The following is a 17,712-nucleotide window of genomic DNA, read 5'->3' on the forward strand; positions in this document are numbered from 1 at the left end:
TGCGCGCCCGTAGCGTATGAAGGCGGTCGAGCTTTGCAGCTCCTGCCGCGCGATCCGCTTTCCAATCCTGAACTGAATGAGGCCCGAACCGTGACCACACGAACCACACAGAGTTGGACGAACCGCACGGCAGCGTTCGGCCTCGGCCTGGCCCTCATCGGGGGAATGACCCTGGTCGCCAGCCCCGCCCAGGCAGAAGAGATTCAGCCGGCTGCCGCAACGGCCTCACCCGTCCCCTCTGAAGAGGCCGTCGCCCCCGAGGTCGAGCCGACGCCCGCACCGTCCGACGAGGCCACGCCCTCCCCGTCGCCCTCCGACGTTCCGACGTCCTCTCCCACTCCAGCGCCCGCAGCTCCTGAGCTCCCCGCTCTTGCGGCCGGCACCGTCACGGTCTCCGGCGAACCGATCGTGGGAAACACCCTCACGGGCACCACGACCGGCTGGCCGGCAGGAACCACCTTCACGTACCAGTGGACCGTCGGTTTCGGTTACTACGGCGGTGAGGTCGAAGGCGCCACGTCGATCAGCTACACCCTGACTTCGGCCGAGGCCAACGGCTCGATGGGTCTGGCTGTCACTGGGTCGCTCGACGGCTTCACCTCAACGACTGTGCGCGAATTCATGGAGGCAACGGTGACCCAACCCCAGAAGCCGGCCGCGGTGGCGCCCGATTCTGCCGTGCTGAGCCAGTACCTGACAGCTGCGAATGTGACAGTTGAGCCGCAGACGTCGGCTGGACTGCCGGCAGGCGCGCTCAACCCGACAAACGCCTACACGGCGAACATCACGTGGATGGAAATGAGCGACTCTTACGTCGACGTCTACGTGTACTCACAGCCGACGCTGGTGGGCAGCTTTGCGGTTGTCGACGGTGCCGTGCAGATCCCGCTGAGCGCCGCGCTGCTGCGCTCCCTCCCTGCCGGTACACACACCCTGGTGATCACCGGACAGACCTCAGGTCTGACCCAGGCCGTGGCGCTGAACGTTGCCCCGTCTGCAGTTGCTGCCGTGCGCACCGGCACCGCTCTTGCCGAGACCGGCGCCTCAGTGACCGGTCCGCTGACAGCCGCGGCGGTGCTCCTCATGCTCGGTGCCGTACTGGTCGTGCGTCGCCGTCGCGTGACCGCCTAACCAGCACAACCAGCGAAGGGGCGCGGCCAGTCGGCCGCGCCCCTGTGTCATGTCCTGCCGGTGCCCCTCCTCCACAGGCGGGCGTGGCTGAACACCTACCTCAAAGCCGAAGACGCTCAGGCGATCTGCGACCGGCTCAGCCACCTCGCCACCACTTCCGAGACCGACACCGCGGCGCCCGGGGCCGACGCGGCCGGCACCGATGCGGCCGTCCCACCCCGCGCCCGCCGACATGCGCCGCTACCTCGACGCCCGCGACCAAACCTGCCAAGACCTACACCTCAGCCTCCGCCAACACCGACCCCACCCACACCGACCCCACCAGCTTCGACACCACCAGCTACGACAGCCGCCCGCCCGGCCCCAGCAACTCGGCGGCCACGCCAACGGCCTCGGCACCAGCGCCAATCCCGTATCAGGCGCTCGGCGTCCGGGACGGTTCCGCTTGATCCGCAGCCGGCGCCGGCGCCGGTTCGAACCCAGCCCGCGTCCGAGGACCCGCCGCCGTTCTGTGCCGGGTATCCCCGCTAGGGTCGAGGCAGAGCCCGGCACCGGGGGAACGGCGCCGGAGTCCTGCGTCGCGAAGGAGCAGCCATGGTGCGCACACACCCGCCCGTTGTCGTCGGTGTCACGGCGGGCCAGCCAGATGCCGTGCTCCTGGCCGCATCGGAATTCGCCGCCCAATTCGGTGCCGAGCTGATCTGCGCCTCGGTGGACCCGAGTCGCTTCATGCTCGAGGAGCTGCCAGACGGCAGCATGACGAGCGCCTCCTTCGACCCGGACTCGTTTGAGCAGGCGGCCGCCGAGTTCGACCCCGGCCTGCGCGCCCAGATCGAACGGGTGCTGGCCGGCCGCGGGGTCGGCTGGTCGACCCGGGCCCTCGCCGGCGAGCCCGCTAGGGCGCTCGGCCATCTCGCCGGCACCGTGCGGGCCATGATGATCGTCGTCGGGTCCCGCGAACCCACCGTGCGGCACACGCTCCGGTCCTTCTTCACCGGATCGGTGGCCGTGCGCCTCGCCCACGGCCAGCAACGTCCGGTCATCATCATCCCGCTCAACCCGATTCCCTTCGGCACCGAACTACCCTGGGACGAAGAGTAGGGCCGAGCGCCTCACCCTGTGGGCGGAGGCAGGCACTCACCCCGCAGGCGGATGCGGCCACGGCCCCGCATCCCTAGCGTTGACGGTACGCAACGAAAGGGCAGACATGCTCGAGATCAGGGACATCAACAAGCATTACGGCACCCACCAGGTGCTCACCGATGTGAGCTTCAGTGTGGGCGCTGGCCGCATGACCGGCTTCGTCGGCGCCAACGGTGCCGGCAAGACCACGTCGATGCGCATCATTCTGGGGGTGCTCTCGCCGGACTCCGGCAGCGTGCTGCTCGACGGCGTCGCGCTCACCGCCGGTGACCGGCGCCGGTTCGGCTACATGCCGGAGGAACGCGGCCTCTACCCCAAGATGAAGGTCGCCGAACAACTGGTCTACCTGGCGCGGCTGCACGGCATGAGCACCAGCGCCGCCAAGCGCAACGCCAACGACCTGCTCGAGCGGCTCGGCCTCGGCGAGCGCGCCAACGATCTCGTCGAGGCCCTGTCGCTGGGCAACCAGCAGCGCGCCCAGATCGCCGCAGCGCTCGTGCACGACCCCGAGTTCCTGGTCCTCGACGAACCGTTCTCCGGCCTCGACCCCATCGCCGTCGAGGTGGTTCTCACGGTACTCAAGGAGCGTGCCGCCGCCGGCGCCCCCGTGCTGTTCTCCTCGCACCAGCTCGACCTCGTCGAACGGCTCTGCGACGACCTCGTGATCATCGCCGCCGGCGAAATCCGCGCCAACGGGTCCCGCGAACGCCTGCGCGAGCAGTTCAGCACCCCCAGGTTCGAAATCCACACAGATGCCGACGCCGGCTGGATCCGCGGGGTCGCCGGCATCACCGTGATCGACTTCGACGGCGGCGAAGCCGTCTTCGAAGCCGACTCCGACGCCGCCAGCCAGCAGGTCCTCCGCGAGGCCCTCACCCGCGGCGCCGTGCACTCCTTCGGCCACCTCCGGCCCTCCCTCTCCACCATCTTCAAGGAGGTCGTGCGATGAGCACCGACACCGAACCGGCCACTGGCACTGGCACTGGCACTGGCACCGGAACAGAACCCCGCCAGAGCGCCGCAGCCCGCACCACACCCCCCGCGCCCAATTTCTGGGCCAGCGTCTGGCTGGTCGCCACCCGCGAGATCGTCTCGCGCCTGCGCAGCAAGGCCTTCCTCATCTCCACCGGCATCCTGCTGCTGATCGCGGTCGGCTCCGTCGTCGCCGGCGGCATCATGAGCGCCAACCCGTCCACGACCTCGGTGGCCGTGGTCGGCTCGGCCGGATCCGTGGTCAGCGAGGCCGCCGGTCTCACCATGGTCTCCGCCGACGGCGTCGCAGAGGCGGAGGCCCTGGTGCGCGACGGCACCGTCGAAGCCGCCGTGGTGCCTGACGACTCCCTGCTCGGCGTCAGCGTGATCGCCCTGGATTCACCGCCGAGCGCGGTCATGAATGCGCTCAGCGTCGCCCCCGCCGTCGAACTGCTCGACCCGGCCGAGCAGGGCGGCTTCCTCGTCTACATCGTGGCGCTCGGCTTCGGCCTGGTGTTCTTCATGTCGGCGCTGACCTTCGGCTCCACCATCGCGCAGAGCGTGGTCGAAGAGAAGCAGACCCGGGTCGTCGAGATCCTGATGTCCGCTATCCCCGTGCGCGCCCTGCTGGCGGGCAAGGTGGTGGGCAACTCGATCATGGCGCTGGGTCAGATCGTGGCCATCGCCCTGCTCGTGGGCATCGGCATGGCGGTCACCGGCCAACGGGTGCTGCTGGCCGACCTGGGTCCGGCCATCGGCTGGTTCGCGGTGTTCTTCGCCTTCGGCTTCGTGATGATCGCCGCCCTGTTCGCGGCGACGGCGTCGATGGTGTCCCGCCAGGAAGACGTGGGCTCGACCACCGCACCGGTGACGTACCTCGTGATGATCCCCTATTTCCTGGTGATCTTCTTCAACGACAACCCGCTCGTGATGGCCATCATGTCCTACGTCCCGTTCTCCGCACCGGTCGGGATGCCCGTGCGCATTTTCCTGGGCTCGGCCGAGTGGTGGGAGCCGGTGCTGGCGCTGATCATCCTCGCCGTGACCACAGCCGGAGTGATCATCCTGGGCTCGCGCATCTACCGCAATTCGCTGCTGCGGATGGGCGGCCGCGTCACCATCAAGCAGGCCCTGCGCGGCTGATCGGCGCGAAAGCGCGAATCCGGGCCTGACCCGGGGTGTTGACACGTTGTGCAGGCACACAATCCGTGCGACACCCCGGAGCAGACGCACAGATTCGCCACCCAGGTTTACGCCAAGATGGAGGGGTGACCTCCCTCCATGACCTGCTCTCCCGCGGTTTCGCGTCCGACAACTATTCGGGCATCCACCCGGAGATTCTCGACGCCATCGTGCGGGCCAACGGCGCCCATCAGATCGCCTACGGCGACGACGTCTACACGGCCGAACTGCAGCGCGTTTTCGCGCGGCACTTCGGTGACGGCGTCGAGGCGTTCCCGGTGTTCAACGGCACCGGCGCCAACGTCACCGGGCTGCAGTCGATGCTGCCGCGCTGGGGAGCGGTGATCTGCGCGAGCACCGCGCACATCAACACCGACGAGGGCGGTGCTCCCGAGCGGGTCGGCGGCCTCAAGCTGCTGCCGATCGAGACGCCGGACGGCAAGCTCACTCCCGCCCTGATCGACCAGGAGGCCTGGGGCTGGGGCGACGAGCACCGCGCCCAGCCGCTCGTGGTGTCGATCACCCAGACCACCGAGCTCGGCACCCTGTACACGCCCGCAGAGGTGCGCGCCATCGCCGACCACGCGCACGCCAATGGCATGCTGCTGCACATGGACGGCGCCCGCATCTCCAACGCCGCGGCCGCCCTCGGGGTGCCGTTCCGGGAGTTCACCAGCGACGCCGGTGTCGACGTGCTCAGCTTCGGCGGCACCAAGAACGGCATGATGCTCGGCGAGTGCATTGTGGTGCTCAACCCCACCTCATCCACCGGGCTCAAGTACCTGCGGAAGCTCAACATGCAGCTGTCCTCGAAGATGCGCTTCATCTCGGCCCAGCTGATCGCCCTGCTCGACGGCGACCTGTGGCTGCGGAACGCCGACCACGCCAACGCCATGGCCGCACGCCTGCGCGGCGCGCTCGAAGAGGGCCTGGCGAATGGCTCGGTGACCGGACTCTCGTTCAGCCAGCCCACCCAGGCCAACGCGATCTTCGCCGTGCTGCCCGCCGGCGTGGCCGACAAGGTGCGCGAGTTCTACAGGTTCTACGACTGGAACCCGGCCACCGGCGAGGTGCGCTGGATGTGCGGCTTCGACACCACCCCCGACGACGTCGACGATTTTGTCGCCGCCCTGAAGAAGGAACTGATCAGCGCATGAACGTCTTCACGAACAAGCCCTGGTTGAGCTCATACGCCGCGGGCGTGCCCAACACGATCACTGATCCCACCGAGACCCTCATCGACATGATCGAGGGCTCCACCCGCCGGTTCGCCGACAAGGTGGCGCTGGACTTCTTCGGCGGCACCATGACCTACGGGCAGCTGGGCGATGAGATCTCTCGCGTGGCCAACGGCCTGCGCCGGCTCGGCGTCAAGCCCGGCGACAGGGTGGCCCTGGTGCTGCCGAACTGCCCGCAGCATATCGTCGCGTTCTACGCCGTGCTGCGGCTCGGCGCGATCGTGGTGGAGCACAACCCGCTCTACACCGAACGTGAGCTGCGCCACCAGTTCGAGGACCACGGCGCCAGCGTCGCCATCGTCTGGGACAAGGTTTACACCACGGTGCGCGGCTTCCCCCGCGACATGGGTCTGCACACCGTCGTGGCCGTCGACGTCACCAAGTCGATGCCGCTGACCACCCGGCTGGCCCTGCGCCTGCCGATCCCCAAGTCCCGCACCGCCCGCGCCGCCCTCACCGTGGCCCAGCCGCTCAAGGACGCCATCGAGTGGAGCGCCCTGGTGGGTTCCCGCCGGCTGCGCACCGCGCATCCGCGCCCGCTGCTCGGCGACACCGCCGTGCTGCAGTACACCAGCGGCACCACCGGCTCGCCCAAGGGCGCCATCCTCACCCACTTCAACCTGCAGGCCAACGCCCAGCAGAGCGAAGCCTGGGTGCCCGGGCTCGAGCGCGGCAACGAGGTCTTCTACGGCGTCCTGCCGATGTTCCACGCCTACGGCCTCACCCTCTGCCTCACCGTCGCGATGTCGATCGGCGCCCGGCTGGTGCTGTTCCCCAAGTTCGACGTGGGCCTGGTGCTCAACGCGGTCAAACGCACCCCACCCACCTTCCTGCCCGCGGTGCCCCCGATCTACGAGAAGCTCGTGACGGCCGCCAACGCGCAGAAGGTCAGCCTTCGCGGCACCAAGTACGCCATTTCCGGGGCGATGAGCCTGCCCCAGTCCACTGTCCAGCTGTGGGAGGAGGCCACCGGCGGCGTACTCGTCGAGGGGTACGGCATGACCGAGTGTTCGCCGATCGCGGTGGGCAACCCGATGGGCGAGAGCCGGCGCAATGGCACCGTGGGCGTCCCGTTCCCGAGCACCGAGATCCGGGTCGTCGACCCCGCGAACCCCGCGGTCGACCGCGGCTTCGACGAAGAAGGCGAGCTGCTCATCCGTGGCCCGCAGGTGTTCTCCGGTTACTGGGACCGCCCCACCGAAACCGCCCAGACCCTGCTGGCGGATGGCTGGTTGCGCACCGGTGACATCGTCACGGTGTCGCCGGACGGCTTCGTCACCATCGTGGACCGCATCAAGGAACTGATCATCACCGGCGGCTTCAACGTTTCGCCCTCCGAGGTGGAGGCCGCCCTGCTCTCGCACCCCGACATCGCCGACGCCGCTGTGGTCGGCCTCAAGAGCGAGCACGGCGGCGAGGATGTCGTGGCCGCCGTGGTGCTGATCGCCGGCGCCACCCTCGACGTGGCCGGTTTGCGGGAGTACTGCCGCACCCGCATCTCTGCCTACAAGGTGCCCCGCCGTATCGTCGAGGTCGACGACCTACCCCGGTCGCTGATCGGCAAGGTGCTGCGCCGCAAGGTGCGCGACAACCTCGAAGCGGCGGAGCACACCGCCTGACCGACGGCATCCGGTCAAATATGCGGGCGCATGGAATAACCGCGCCCGCACCGCGTTGACCAGATTGGGACGATGATGCCCCGCACCAATCGACAGACACGCACCAGAGAAAGCCGGGCATCATGACCCTCATCACCGACACCCACAGCCGCGCCGCCGATACGACGGCACCGATCCTCCCCGCGATGGCCGAGCGCTGGAGCCCGCGGGGATTCGACCCGACCGCCGTCATCGACGAGGACACCCTCACCACGGTGCTCGAGGCCGCCCGCTGGGCGCCATCCGGCAACAACAACCAGCCGGCCCGGTTCATCGTCGCCCGCCGCGGTTCCGAGAGCTTCGCCAAAATCCACGCGAACCTGATGGGCTTCAACCAGGCCTGGGCCGACAAGGCTTCGGTGCTGATCCTCAACATCGCCGAGGGTGACAACCCCTGGGCGCAGTACGACCTCGGCCAGGCCGTCGCTCACCTCACCATCCAGGCCCAGCACGAGGGACTGTTCAGCCACCAGCTGGGCGGTATCGACCGCAAGGCGCTGGCCAGTGCGTTCCGTCTCAAGGAGAACCAGGACGCCGTCACCGTGACCGTGCTGGGTGTGCTCGGCGACGCCGAGGCGCTCAGCCCCGAACTGCTCGAACGAGAGATCGCGCCGCGCACCCGCAAGCCGCTGACCGAGATCCTGCTGGTCAACGACTAACAGCCGCCGTTTCGGGCGGCGCACCATCCGCCGAATTTCCGCAGAGTTCCCCTCGAGTCCGCTGAAGGGGTCTGCCGCAACTCGCGGGCCTCGACGCCGCACAACGGGGGATGTGAGTTGCCACTTGGAGCCCCCTCAGGGCCTCGAAGGGGCGCCAACTGCCATCTCATCCGACTGCGCCGCATCGACCTGCCAGTTGAGGCCCTCAACCGGGCCGCCAAGAGGCCGCAAGTGGCAAGTCGGGCAATACACGAACGCCCCCCTCGCATAAGCGAGGGGGGCGTTCGTCATGTGAGGGGTGCGGACTACGGGCGCAGCAGCACCTTGATGGCGCGGCGCTCGTCCATGGCGGCGTAGGCCAGCGCCACTTCGGACAACGGCAGCTGCAGGTCGAAGACCCGCCCCGGGTTGATCGCTCCGCTGAGCACCTCGGGCAACAGCTCCTCAACGTATCCGCGCACGGATGCGACGCCGCCGTTCACGCCCACGTTGCGGCCGAAGAGGGCCTTGATCGGCAGCTCGGCGCCGCCGTTGGGCACGCCGACGTAGCCGACCATGCCGCCGGGCCGGGTCGAGCGGATCGCCTGGTCCATCGACTCCTCGGTGCCAACGCACTCGAGCACGCAGTCGGCGCCGACACCGTCGAACATCTCCAGGATGCTCTCGACACCCGCGTCGCCCCGCTCCTCGACGATGTCGGTGGCACCGAATTCGCGGGCGACGGCCTGCCGGTCGGCGTGCCGGGACATGGCCACGATGCGGGACGCGCCCAGGCGCTTGGCGGCGATGATCGCGCAAAGGCCCACGGCCCCATCGCCGACCACGACGACGGTGCTGCCGACGGTGACGCCGGCCGAGACGGCAGCGTGGTGGCCGGTGCCCATCACATCGGCGAGGGTGAGCAGGCCAGGGACCTGGTCATCCGTGGGCTGTACGGGGGTGGCGACGAGCGAACCGTCGGCGTGCGGAACCCGCACCCGTTCGCCCTGGGCGCCGTCGGCGAAGCCGCCGAGCTGGTCGTCCGAGCCCCACCAGCCGCCGTTGAGGCAGGAGGTGCTGACGCCGTTCCGGCAATTGACGCAGGTGTTGTCGCAGTCGTAGAACGGGGCGATGACGAAGTCACCGACCGTGATGGTGGTGACGTCAGGACCGATCTCGTCGACGATGCCGACGAACTCGTGGCCGATCCGGTGCGGCTCGTCGGTGGGGGTCACGCCGCGGTACGGCCAGAGGTCTGACCCGCAGACGCAGGCCGCCACCACCCGCACGATGGCGTCACCGCCGGTGGACAGGACTGGGTTGGGAACTTCATCGAGTCGGACATCCCGCTCGCCGTAAATAACTGTTGCACGCATCCGAAAAGCCTAACCCTCAGCCCGCGAACCGTGAGATTTGCCCCAGGAACCGCCAGATTCCGGTGCTTGACTCACGGTTCGAGGGAGGCGGGAACAGGTTCGAGGACCACAACGGCAGTTTCGGTCGGGCGGCGGCGGGCCAGACCGTCGAGGTCCTTGTCCACCGTCCGCCAGCGGTCCCACAGCCGGGAGCGTTCCCCTCCGGTCGCGGCGTGCGCGACGACGTGGCGGGTCTCATCGGCGAGCTGGACCTCGCAGCGCGGCCGCGCCTGCAGGTTCAGCCACCACGCGGGTTCGGCTTCGCCCCAGCCGTTCATCGCCAGGGTCACCAGGTTCGGGCCGTCCTCCAGATAGCCCACGATCACGGACCGTTCCTGGCCGCTGCGGCGCCCGGTCGTGGTCAATCGCAGCGCACCCCACCGCTGGGGCCGCGCACGCCACAGACCACGACGACCACCGGTCACCCGGAACAGGGCCCTGTGAACCTTCCAGGCCAGCACGACGAACCAGCGCGGCGGCAGCCACGGGGTCCGCTCGCCGGTCTCGCTGCCGCGGCCGGGGGGCGTCATGGCGATCGCTTCCTCTCGCTCGGTCAGAACGGATCCGTTCAGCGCGACTGTACAACCGTTCCCCTCTCTCGAGGCCTTCGCCGCCACAGCGGCACCCAGCCGCACGAGCTCGTGCGCCTGGGCAGCGAGGCCTTCTGCTCACGACGCCCCCGGGCCAAGCGCAGCTTCGGCCGCCGAGTCGACTACTGACCCGCGAGCCAGCCCGCGGCACGATTCAGACACGACACACACGCATGTCACTGGGTCTCGACAGGCTCGACCGACGACGGGGGCAGGTTAGGGCTTGCCGCCGACCTGCGGGTAGGACGCGGCGAGCACCCCGGCCAGGTAGGCCACGATCGCGCCGGGGCCGCTGTTCGGCGCTACAGCCTCGATCTCTGCGTTGTAGTTGGTGTTGGTGTTCACGTCGTAGGTCACCACCCGGCCGTCGACGGTTTCGATGAACTCGATCCCGGCGATCTCGATGCCCTCTGTGCGCAGGAAGTCCCGGTACCGGTCGATGATCGGGTGCTCGAACCCCTCCCGCAGGGCGAAGATCTGCTGCCCGGCCTCCGGCATGATGGTTGCCCCGGGCGGCAGAAGCAGTGCACCGGTGGTCGGGTCGATGGCGCAGGCATCCGCGGGGCAGAGCTGGTAACCGCCGCGGGCGGTGTCGGCGGTGATCGCGTAGATGAACTCGTCGCCCACGATCTCGACCCGGGTGACCTCGGCGTGCGCTGACACCACGAACTCCTGCAGCAGCGAGATGCCGTCCTCGGGTTCCGCGTACTCGCCGGCCGCAATCGCCGCCGCCAATTCGGCGGCGCTGTCGAACTTCTGCACGCCCAGGCCCTTGCCGCCCTGGTTGTGCTTGGTGATGAACGGGGTCGGAAAGTCCCACGCCGCCTGCACCAGGAGGTGCGTGCCGACGACCACGCGGGTGCGCGGCACGTCGAAGCCCTGCGCGCGCAGCCGGGTGAGCTGATCGACCTTGCTCACCTCGAGTTCGATGGTGCGGCGGCCGTTCACGGTGCGGGCGCCGTACGCCTCCAGCCAGTTCAACACGCTGCGGGTGTAGTCCTTCGACAGGCCGTGCCCGCGGGTGTGCGCCGACGCGCTGATCCGCGACCAGAAGATGCCGGCCGGTGGCGCCTCGTCGAGGTCGAGCACACCGTCGACGAGCAGCCATTCCCGGTACGGCACCCCGGCCGCCTCGAACGCGGCCTGGAACGGTCCGAACCAGTCCGGGTTCTCGTGCAGCACGTGGACGACGGGGGTGTCGGGAAGAAGGCTCATGAGACGAGCCTTCCACGTCACGACATTCCCCGCACGCTGACACATGGCGTAAAGGTCACTCCACCCTCCCCGCCCGGTTACTAGGGTCAGAAAACGGCCCATGCACGCTCGATGCGAAAGTACCCGATGACTCACTCACGTTTCGACGAGATCACTCGTGACGAGCTCAGCCGTGCCAGCAGCCGCAAGTGGAGCCTGCACCCGGGCACCATCGGCGCCTGGGTGGCCGAGATGGACTTCGGCACGGCGCCCGCGGTGTCCGCCGCCCTGCACCGAGCCGTCAACGCCGGCGAGCTGGGCTATCTAGCCCCCGCCACGACGCGGCTGATGGCCGAGGCCACCGCGGACTGGCTCCGGCAGGATTCCGGCTGGGTCGTGCCCCCGGAGAACATCCACCCGGTGTCCGACGTGATGTCGGCCTTCGACGTGACAGTGCGCCGGTTCTCGCCGGATGGCAGCGGCGTCATCGTCCCCACCCCGTCGTACATGCCGTTCCTCAGCTTCACGCCCACCCTGGGCCGGAAGATCTTCGAGGTTCCCGGCCACACCGTCGACGGTCGCTGGAGTCACGACCTGGCCGGCATCGACGCGGCGTTCCGTGCCGGCGCCCGCACCCTCGTGCTCTGCAACCCGCACAATCCCACCGGCGTGGCCCTGACCCTGGCCGAGCTCGAAGCCATCGCCGACGTCGTCGAGCGGCACAACGGCCGGGTCTTCGCCGACGAGATTCACGCGCCGCTCCGCTACGGCAATACCCCGCACATCCCGTACGCGTCGATCTCCCGCGAGACGGCCCGGCACACCATAACGGCCACCTCGGCCTCCAAAGCCTGGAACCTGCCCGGCCTCAAGACCGCGCAGTTCATCACCTCGAACCCGGCCGACGAAGAGGTCTACCAGGTCTACGGCTTCAGCGTGGTGCACGGTGCGTCGACGCCGGGGGTCATCGCCGCCACCGCCGCATACGCCGATGGCAGAGACTGGTTGGCCGAGGTGATCACCTATCTCGACGGCAACCGCACGGCCCTGCGGGACCTGCTCGACGAGCACCTGCCCGAGGTGCGGTACTCGCTGCCGGACGCCACCTACATAGCCTGGCTGGACTGTTCGGCGTTGGGTCTCGAGGGGTCCATCGCCGACTTCTTCCGCACCGAGGCCGGGGTCACGCTCACCGACGGGGCCCTGTGCGGCACCGGGTACGCCAACCATGCCCGTCTGATCTTCGCCATGCCCCGCCCCATTCTCGAGCAGGCGGTGCGGCAGATGGCCGCCGCCGTGCACCGACTGAAAGTGACCCTGTGACCCTCGACGCCACCACAGACTGTCCGTCCCAGCCCGAGTATGACTGGGAGGGCTACGCCTTCGACACCCGCCAGGTGCACGCCGGCGAGTACGACGACCTCACCAGCGGCGCCCGCATCTCGCCCATCAACATGACCGCGGGGTTCAGGTTCGACTCCTTCACGGATGCCAAGGCCCGCTTCGCCGGCGAGGCCGACGGTCTCATCTACTCCCGGCAGCGCAACCCCTCCGGCGGGGTCGCGGAGCGAAGGATCGCCTCGCTCGAGGGCGGCACCGAGGCCATCGTGGTGGCCTCCGGCCAGGCCGCGATCACCGCGGCGCTGCTGTCGATCGCGCAGTCCGGTGATCACATAGTCTCCACGGCGAGCATCTACAGCGGCACCCGCATCCTCTTCGGGCGCAGCTTCGCCCGGTTCGGGGTCACGGTCGACTACGTCTGGGACGAATTCGACGACGACGAGTGGGACCGTGTCATCCGGCCTAACACCAAGGCCATCTTCAGCGAGACCATCCCCAACCCGAAGAACGACATCGTCGACATCGGCCGGGTCGCCGCGGTCGCACAACGGCACGGTATCCCGTTCGTGGTCGACAACACGATAGCGTCGCCGTTCCTGATCCGGCCGTTCGAGCACGGCGCAGACGTCGTGGTGCATTCGTCGACCAAGTTCCTCAGCGGACACGGCGCGGCGATCTCCGGCACCATCGTCGACGGCGGCAGCTTCGACTGGGCCGCCGCCGACCGGGAGTACCCACTGATCACGCAGTCCGCGGCGGGCCTGCCGTCCATCGCCGAGAAGTTCGGGCGCACGGCCTATGCGCGAGCAACCCGCGAAGCCGTCGTCAACGACATCGGCCCGGCGCTGAGCCCGTTCAACTCGTTCCTGCTGCACCAGGGCATCGAGACGCTGTCGCTGCGGATGGAACGGCACCTGTCGAATTCGCTGGCCATCGCGGCCTGGCTGGCCGAGCATCCGGGTGTGCAGAGCGTCGACTACGCCGGCCTGCCCGGTAATCCGGCTTTCGACCTCGCCCAGCGGCTCTACGGCGGCCGGAGCGGCTCGGTGTTCTCGTTCACCGTGCGGGGCGGCGAAGCAGGGGCGGGCCGGTTCCTCGACCGGCTGCGGGTGATCAGCCACATGACCAACATCGGCGACACCAGGTCGATGGCGTTGCACCCCGCCACGTCGACGCACGCCTCGTTCAGTCAGGAGTTGCGCGAGCGTTTGGGCATCGGCCCCGGCCTGATCCGCCTCTCGGTGGGTATCGAAGCCGTGGCCGACCTCATCGCCGACTTGGACCGCGCGCTCAGCTGACCAGCGGCAGGCGCACCGTGAAAGTGCTGCCCTCACCGAGCACACTGGAGACCTGCACGGTGCCCTGGTGGGCGTGCACAACGGCCCGCACGATCGCCAGGCCCAGGCCCATGCCGGGGATGGCCAGTTCGGTGGAGTTGCGGGCCCGGAAGAACCTGTCGAAGACCTGTCGCTGATCCTCGGCGCTGAGGCCGATGCCGTCGTCGGCGACCCGCACCACCGCATGCGTATCGTCGTGGTCGACGCTGAGCGAGACCGAGCCCCCTGGCCGCGAGAACTTGATGGCGTTGGCGAGCAGGTTGTCGATGGCCTGCTCGATCGCCAGCGGGTCCACCCTGGCGGTCACCGCGGCGTTGGCGTGGGCGCTGATGGTGATGCCGGCGCTCTGCGCGCGCTGCCGGGCGGTGCCCAGGCTGGAGCGCAGGATCCCGCCGAGGTCGCAGTCGACCCGGTGAATCGGCGGCTGGCCTTCGGTGGCGCTGAGCAGTTGCGCGATCACCGAGAGCAGCCGCTCGGCGTTGCGCTCGATCACGCTCACCTCCATGGTGATGCCGAGCTTCTCGGCGTCGATCAGGCCCAGGTAGCCGATGATCGAGGTCAGCGGGGTGCGCAGCTCGTGCGACACCGTGGCGAGAAAGCCGTCCCGCACGGCGATCGCCTCCACCAGCGGGGTCACGTCGGTGGCCACCACGACGGTGCCGAGCGGATACCCTGACTCACGTTCGACCACACCGGAGGACGCGATGATGGCGCTCTGGTCGTCGTCACCGCCGACCCAGTACACCCGGCCGGCGACGAGGTCCCCGCGCATGGCCCTGGCGGCGATCTGATCGTCGAGGGCGACCAGGGTGGTGCGGTCCACGTCGAAGACGAGCGACGCATCCCGGCCGTAGGAGCCGGTGGCCGAGTCGGTGCGCAGGGCGAGGGCGCGGGCGGCGGCGTTGCTCAGGATCACCTCGCCCTGCGGGTTGTAGAGCTCGATGCCGGCATCCACGGTCTCCATCACCGCTTCGAAGGTGGCCTGCCGGTCGGTTGCCTCGAGCAGGGCTGTGCGCAGCTCGCCGGACACCGCCACCAGCTCGCGTTGCTGAGCCCGCAGAGCGTTGGCGGCGATGCGGGCGGCGACGGCGATGAACGCGGTGATGATGGGCAGGAGCAGCACCGCTCCCCAGCCGACAGCGTCGGTGGGAAATCCACCGGCCTGCACCAACGGAAGGCCGCTCACGAACACCGCCCCGGCCAGGGCCAGGCCCAGCGCCCACCAGGCGAAGCCGTAAGCCAGCCAGAGCACGGGCAACACTATGAGCATCCCCACGGCGGGGAAGGTGTCGCGCACCCCGTCACGGAGGAACGCGACCACCACGACGTCGAGCAACGGGACCATGACCAGCCACTCGTGCCCGAACCGCGGCCAGGGCACCAACAGGCCCAGCAGGGTGGCGACGACGGCCAGGCCCAGACCCACCTGGAAACCCGTTTCGAGAAGGGCCTCCGGCCGACCGGCCAGCACGAAGCCCAGGAGCACCGCCACACCGGCCAGAAACGGCGCCTGGGCCAAGGGAAACTCGCGGATACTCGGCGGCCGAACCATCGGCACGAGACCACCCCTTACCTGCGTCACTCGACGATCCTCACGTTCGCGAGGCGTCTTAGGCTCAGTTGCCGGCCCTCCCCTGAATTCAAGCAGGTCGACAGGCTGAATTAGCCGTGTTCGGGGACCAATTCCGCCCGGGTTTCAGGCGTGCCCGATCGGGGCCACGGCCACGGTGAGCGAGTCGCCGTCCTCGGCGAGGTCAACCAGAACCGTCTCACCGTCACGGATGCTGCCATTCAGCAGCGCCGTGGCCAGCCTGTCGTCGATCTCGGTCTGCATCAGCCGCCGCAACGGCCGGGCCCCGTAGATCGGGTCGTAGCCGCGTTCGGCCAGCCAGGAGCGGGCATCCGGGGTCACGGCCAGCTCGAGCCGACGTTCGCCCAGGCGGCGCTGCAGCCTGTCGACGTAGAGCTCCACGATCTGGGCGAGGTCATCGGTAGAGAGCGACGAGAACACCACGATGTCGTCGAGCCGGTTCACGAACTCGGGCTTGAAGGCCTGCCGCACCATCTGCTGCACGGCCTCTTCCTTCTCCTCGGTGCTGAGGCTGGGGTCGACGAGGTACTGCGAGCCGAGGTTGGAGGTGAGCACCAGGATGGTGTTGCGGAAGTCGACCGTACGGCCCTGGCCGTCCGTGAGCCGGCCGTCGTCGAGCACCTGCAGCAGCACGTCGAACACTTCGGGGTGCGCCTTCTCCACCTCGTCGAAGAGAATCACCGAATAGGGCCGGCGCCGCACGGCTTCGGTGAGCTGGCCGCCCTGTTCGTACCCGATGTACCCGGGAGGGGCGCCGACCAGTCGGGAGACGGAGAACTTCTCGCCGTACTCGCTCATGTCGATGCGCACCATGGCCTTCTCGTCATCGAAGAGGAACTCGGCGAGCGCCTTGGCCAGCTCGGTCTTGCCCACTCCGGTGGGCCCGAGGAACAGGAACGAGCCGGTAGGCCGGTCGGGGTCAGAGATGCCGGCGCGTGACCGGCGCACCGCATCGGCCACGGCCCGCACGGCCCGCTTCTGGCCGATCAGCCGGTGGCCGAGTTCCCCCTCGAGGTTGAGCAGCTTGTCGGTCTCCCCCTGCAGCAACCGGCCCACCGGGATACCGGTCCAGGCGGCGACCACCGCGGCAATGTCCTCCGCCGTGACCTGATCGCCGACCATCCGGGCGCCCTCCTGCTCGGTCTGCTCGGCCTCGGCGAGCTCACGCTCTATCACGGGGATATCGCCGTAGAGCAGCCGGGAGGCCTTTTCCAGGTCGCCGCGACGTTCGGCCAGCTCGGCCTGGCTGCGGGCGCTCACCAGGCGCTTCCTCAGATCGCCGACCCGGTTGAGTGATGCACGTTCCTTCTGCCAACGTTCCTGCAATTCGCCGAGCTTGACCTGGCGCTCGGCCAGATCGCCGCGTAGCTTCTCCAGGCGCGCCTTGGAGGCGTCGTCCTTCTCCTTCTTGAGCGCCATTTCCTCGAGCTTGAGCCGGTCCACGCTGCGGCGCAGCTCGTCGATCTCCACCGGTGAGGAGTCGATCTCCATCCGCAGCCGGCTGGCGGCCTCGTCGATCAGGTCGATGGCCTTATCGGGCAACTGCCTCGCGGTGATGTACCGATTCGAGAGGGATGCCGCGGCGACGAGCGCGGCATCCGCGATCGAAACTTTGTGGTGCGCCTCGTAGCGCTCCTTGAGACCGCGGAGGATGGCGACGGTGTCCTCGACGCTCGGTTCGTCCACCATCACCGGCTGGAACCGACGCTCGAGCGCGGCATCCTTTTCGATGAATTCGCGGTATTCGTTCAGGGTGGTGGCGCCGATCAGGCGCAGTTCACCGCGGGCGAGCATGGGCTTGAGCATGTTCGATGCCGCCACCGAGCCCTCGCCACCGCCGGCGCCCATCAGGGTGTGCAGCTCGTCGACGAAGGTGATGATCTGGCCGTCGGCGTCGTTGATCTCCTTGAGCACGGCCTTCAGGCGTTCCTCGAACTCGCCGCGGTACTTGGCGCCGGCCACCAGCGCGGCCAGGTCGAGCGACACCAGCTGCTTGTCCTTGAGCGAGTCGGCCACGTCACCGGCGACGATGCGCTGGGCCAGACCCTCCACCACGGCGGTCTTGCCCACGCCGGGTTCGCCGATCAGCACTGGATTGTTCTTGGTGCGCCTGGTGAGCACCTGGCTCACCCGGCGAATCTCGGCGTCACGGCCGATCACGGGGTCGAGCTTGCCGCTCCGGGCAATGTCGGTGAGGTTCACGCCGTACTGTTCCAGCGCGGTCTTCTGCTTCTCGTCGGTGCCAGGGGCGCCCTGCATGTTGGCCATCAAAAATCATCCTC

14 protein-coding genes are annotated in these 17,712 nt (G+C 68.6%); 9 read left to right on the forward strand and 5 right to left on the reverse strand.

From position 1 onward, the window contains the following. Positions 1–90 precede the first annotated feature (90 nt). The 7 genes from B7495_RS16575 to B7495_RS16610 all read left to right on the forward strand — a co-directional run bounded on the left by B7495_RS16575 (position 91) and on the right by B7495_RS16610 (position 7,983). Positions 91–1,131, forward strand: a complete 1,041-nt coding sequence (locus tag B7495_RS16575) for an LPXTG cell wall anchor domain-containing protein (protein WP_151199596.1) — start codon at positions 91–93, stop codon at positions 1,129–1,131. 594 nt (positions 1,132–1,725) lie between these two features. Then, on the forward strand, positions 1,726–2,232 hold the full coding sequence (locus B7495_RS16585) for a universal stress protein (protein ID WP_088457558.1): 507 nt from the start codon (positions 1,726–1,728) through the stop codon (positions 2,230–2,232). Positions 2,233–2,338: 106 nt separating this feature from the next. Beyond that, positions 2,339–3,223, forward strand: a complete 885-nt coding sequence (locus B7495_RS16590) for an ABC transporter ATP-binding protein (RefSeq protein ID WP_088457559.1) — start codon at positions 2,339–2,341, stop codon at positions 3,221–3,223. Continuing rightward, positions 3,220–4,389: an ABC transporter permease gene (locus B7495_RS16595; RefSeq protein ID WP_088457560.1), complete on the forward strand. Its 1,170-nt coding sequence runs from the start codon at positions 3,220–3,222 to the stop codon at positions 4,387–4,389. The genes B7495_RS16590 and B7495_RS16595 overlap by 4 nt, the downstream gene beginning before the upstream one ends. A gap of 125 nt (positions 4,390–4,514) precedes the next feature. Beyond that, positions 4,515–5,585: a low specificity L-threonine aldolase gene (locus tag B7495_RS16600; RefSeq protein WP_088457561.1), complete on the forward strand. Its 1,071-nt coding sequence runs from the start codon at positions 4,515–4,517 to the stop codon at positions 5,583–5,585. After that, complete coding sequence (locus B7495_RS16605) at positions 5,582–7,285, forward strand: long-chain-fatty-acid--CoA ligase (RefSeq protein ID WP_088457562.1); 1,704 nt, start codon at positions 5,582–5,584, stop codon at positions 7,283–7,285. The genes B7495_RS16600 and B7495_RS16605 overlap by 4 nt, the downstream gene beginning before the upstream one ends. Before the next feature lie 122 nt (positions 7,286–7,407). Then, positions 7,408–7,983, forward strand: a complete 576-nt coding sequence (locus B7495_RS16610; protein ID WP_088457563.1) for a nitroreductase family protein — start codon at positions 7,408–7,410, stop codon at positions 7,981–7,983. A 305-nt stretch (positions 7,984–8,288) separates the two neighbouring features. On the opposite strand, the gene B7495_RS16615 is transcribed toward B7495_RS16610, so the two are convergent. From B7495_RS16615 to B7495_RS16625, 3 genes are all read right to left on the reverse strand, one after another. Then, positions 8,289–9,338, reverse strand: a complete 1,050-nt coding sequence (locus tag B7495_RS16615) for a zinc-dependent alcohol dehydrogenase family protein (protein ID WP_088457564.1) — start codon at positions 9,336–9,338, stop codon at positions 8,289–8,291. A gap of 71 nt (positions 9,339–9,409) precedes the next feature. Then, positions 9,410–9,907: a nitroreductase/quinone reductase family protein gene (locus tag B7495_RS16620; RefSeq protein WP_088457565.1), complete on the reverse strand. Its 498-nt coding sequence runs from the start codon at positions 9,905–9,907 to the stop codon at positions 9,410–9,412. Positions 9,908–10,183: 276 nt separating this feature from the next. Then, on the reverse strand, positions 10,184–11,182 hold the full coding sequence (locus B7495_RS16625) for a RimK family alpha-L-glutamate ligase (protein WP_088457566.1): 999 nt from the start codon (positions 11,180–11,182) through the stop codon (positions 10,184–10,186). A 126-nt stretch (positions 11,183–11,308) separates the two neighbouring features. On the opposite strand from B7495_RS16625, the gene B7495_RS16630 reads away from it, so the two are divergent. Both B7495_RS16630 and B7495_RS16635 read left to right on the forward strand, forming a co-directional pair. After that, complete coding sequence (locus tag B7495_RS16630) at positions 11,309–12,484, forward strand: MalY/PatB family protein (RefSeq protein WP_088457567.1); 1,176 nt, start codon at positions 11,309–11,311, stop codon at positions 12,482–12,484. Then, on the forward strand, positions 12,481–13,800 hold the full coding sequence (locus tag B7495_RS16635; RefSeq protein ID WP_088457568.1) for an O-acetylhomoserine aminocarboxypropyltransferase/cysteine synthase family protein: 1,320 nt from the start codon (positions 12,481–12,483) through the stop codon (positions 13,798–13,800). Before B7495_RS16630 ends, B7495_RS16635 begins: the two co-directional genes overlap by 4 nt. On the opposite strand, the gene B7495_RS16640 is transcribed toward B7495_RS16635, so the two are convergent. Next, complete coding sequence (locus tag B7495_RS16640) at positions 13,793–15,421, reverse strand: HAMP domain-containing sensor histidine kinase (protein WP_151199597.1); 1,629 nt, start codon at positions 15,419–15,421, stop codon at positions 13,793–13,795. The genes B7495_RS16635 and B7495_RS16640 overlap by 8 nt on opposite strands. A gap of 114 nt (positions 15,422–15,535) precedes the next feature. Next, the gene (locus B7495_RS16645; protein ID WP_088457570.1) at positions 15,536–17,698 is read right to left on the reverse strand and encodes an ATP-dependent Clp protease ATP-binding subunit; all 2,163 of its coding nucleotides are present in this window, start codon (positions 17,696–17,698) and stop codon (positions 15,536–15,538) included. Positions 17,699–17,712: the final 14 nt, after the last annotated feature.

This window comes from Cryobacterium sp. LW097, from assembly GCF_002205495.2.
Lineage (GTDB): Bacteria > Actinomycetota > Actinomycetes > Actinomycetales > Microbacteriaceae > Cryobacterium > Cryobacterium zongtaii.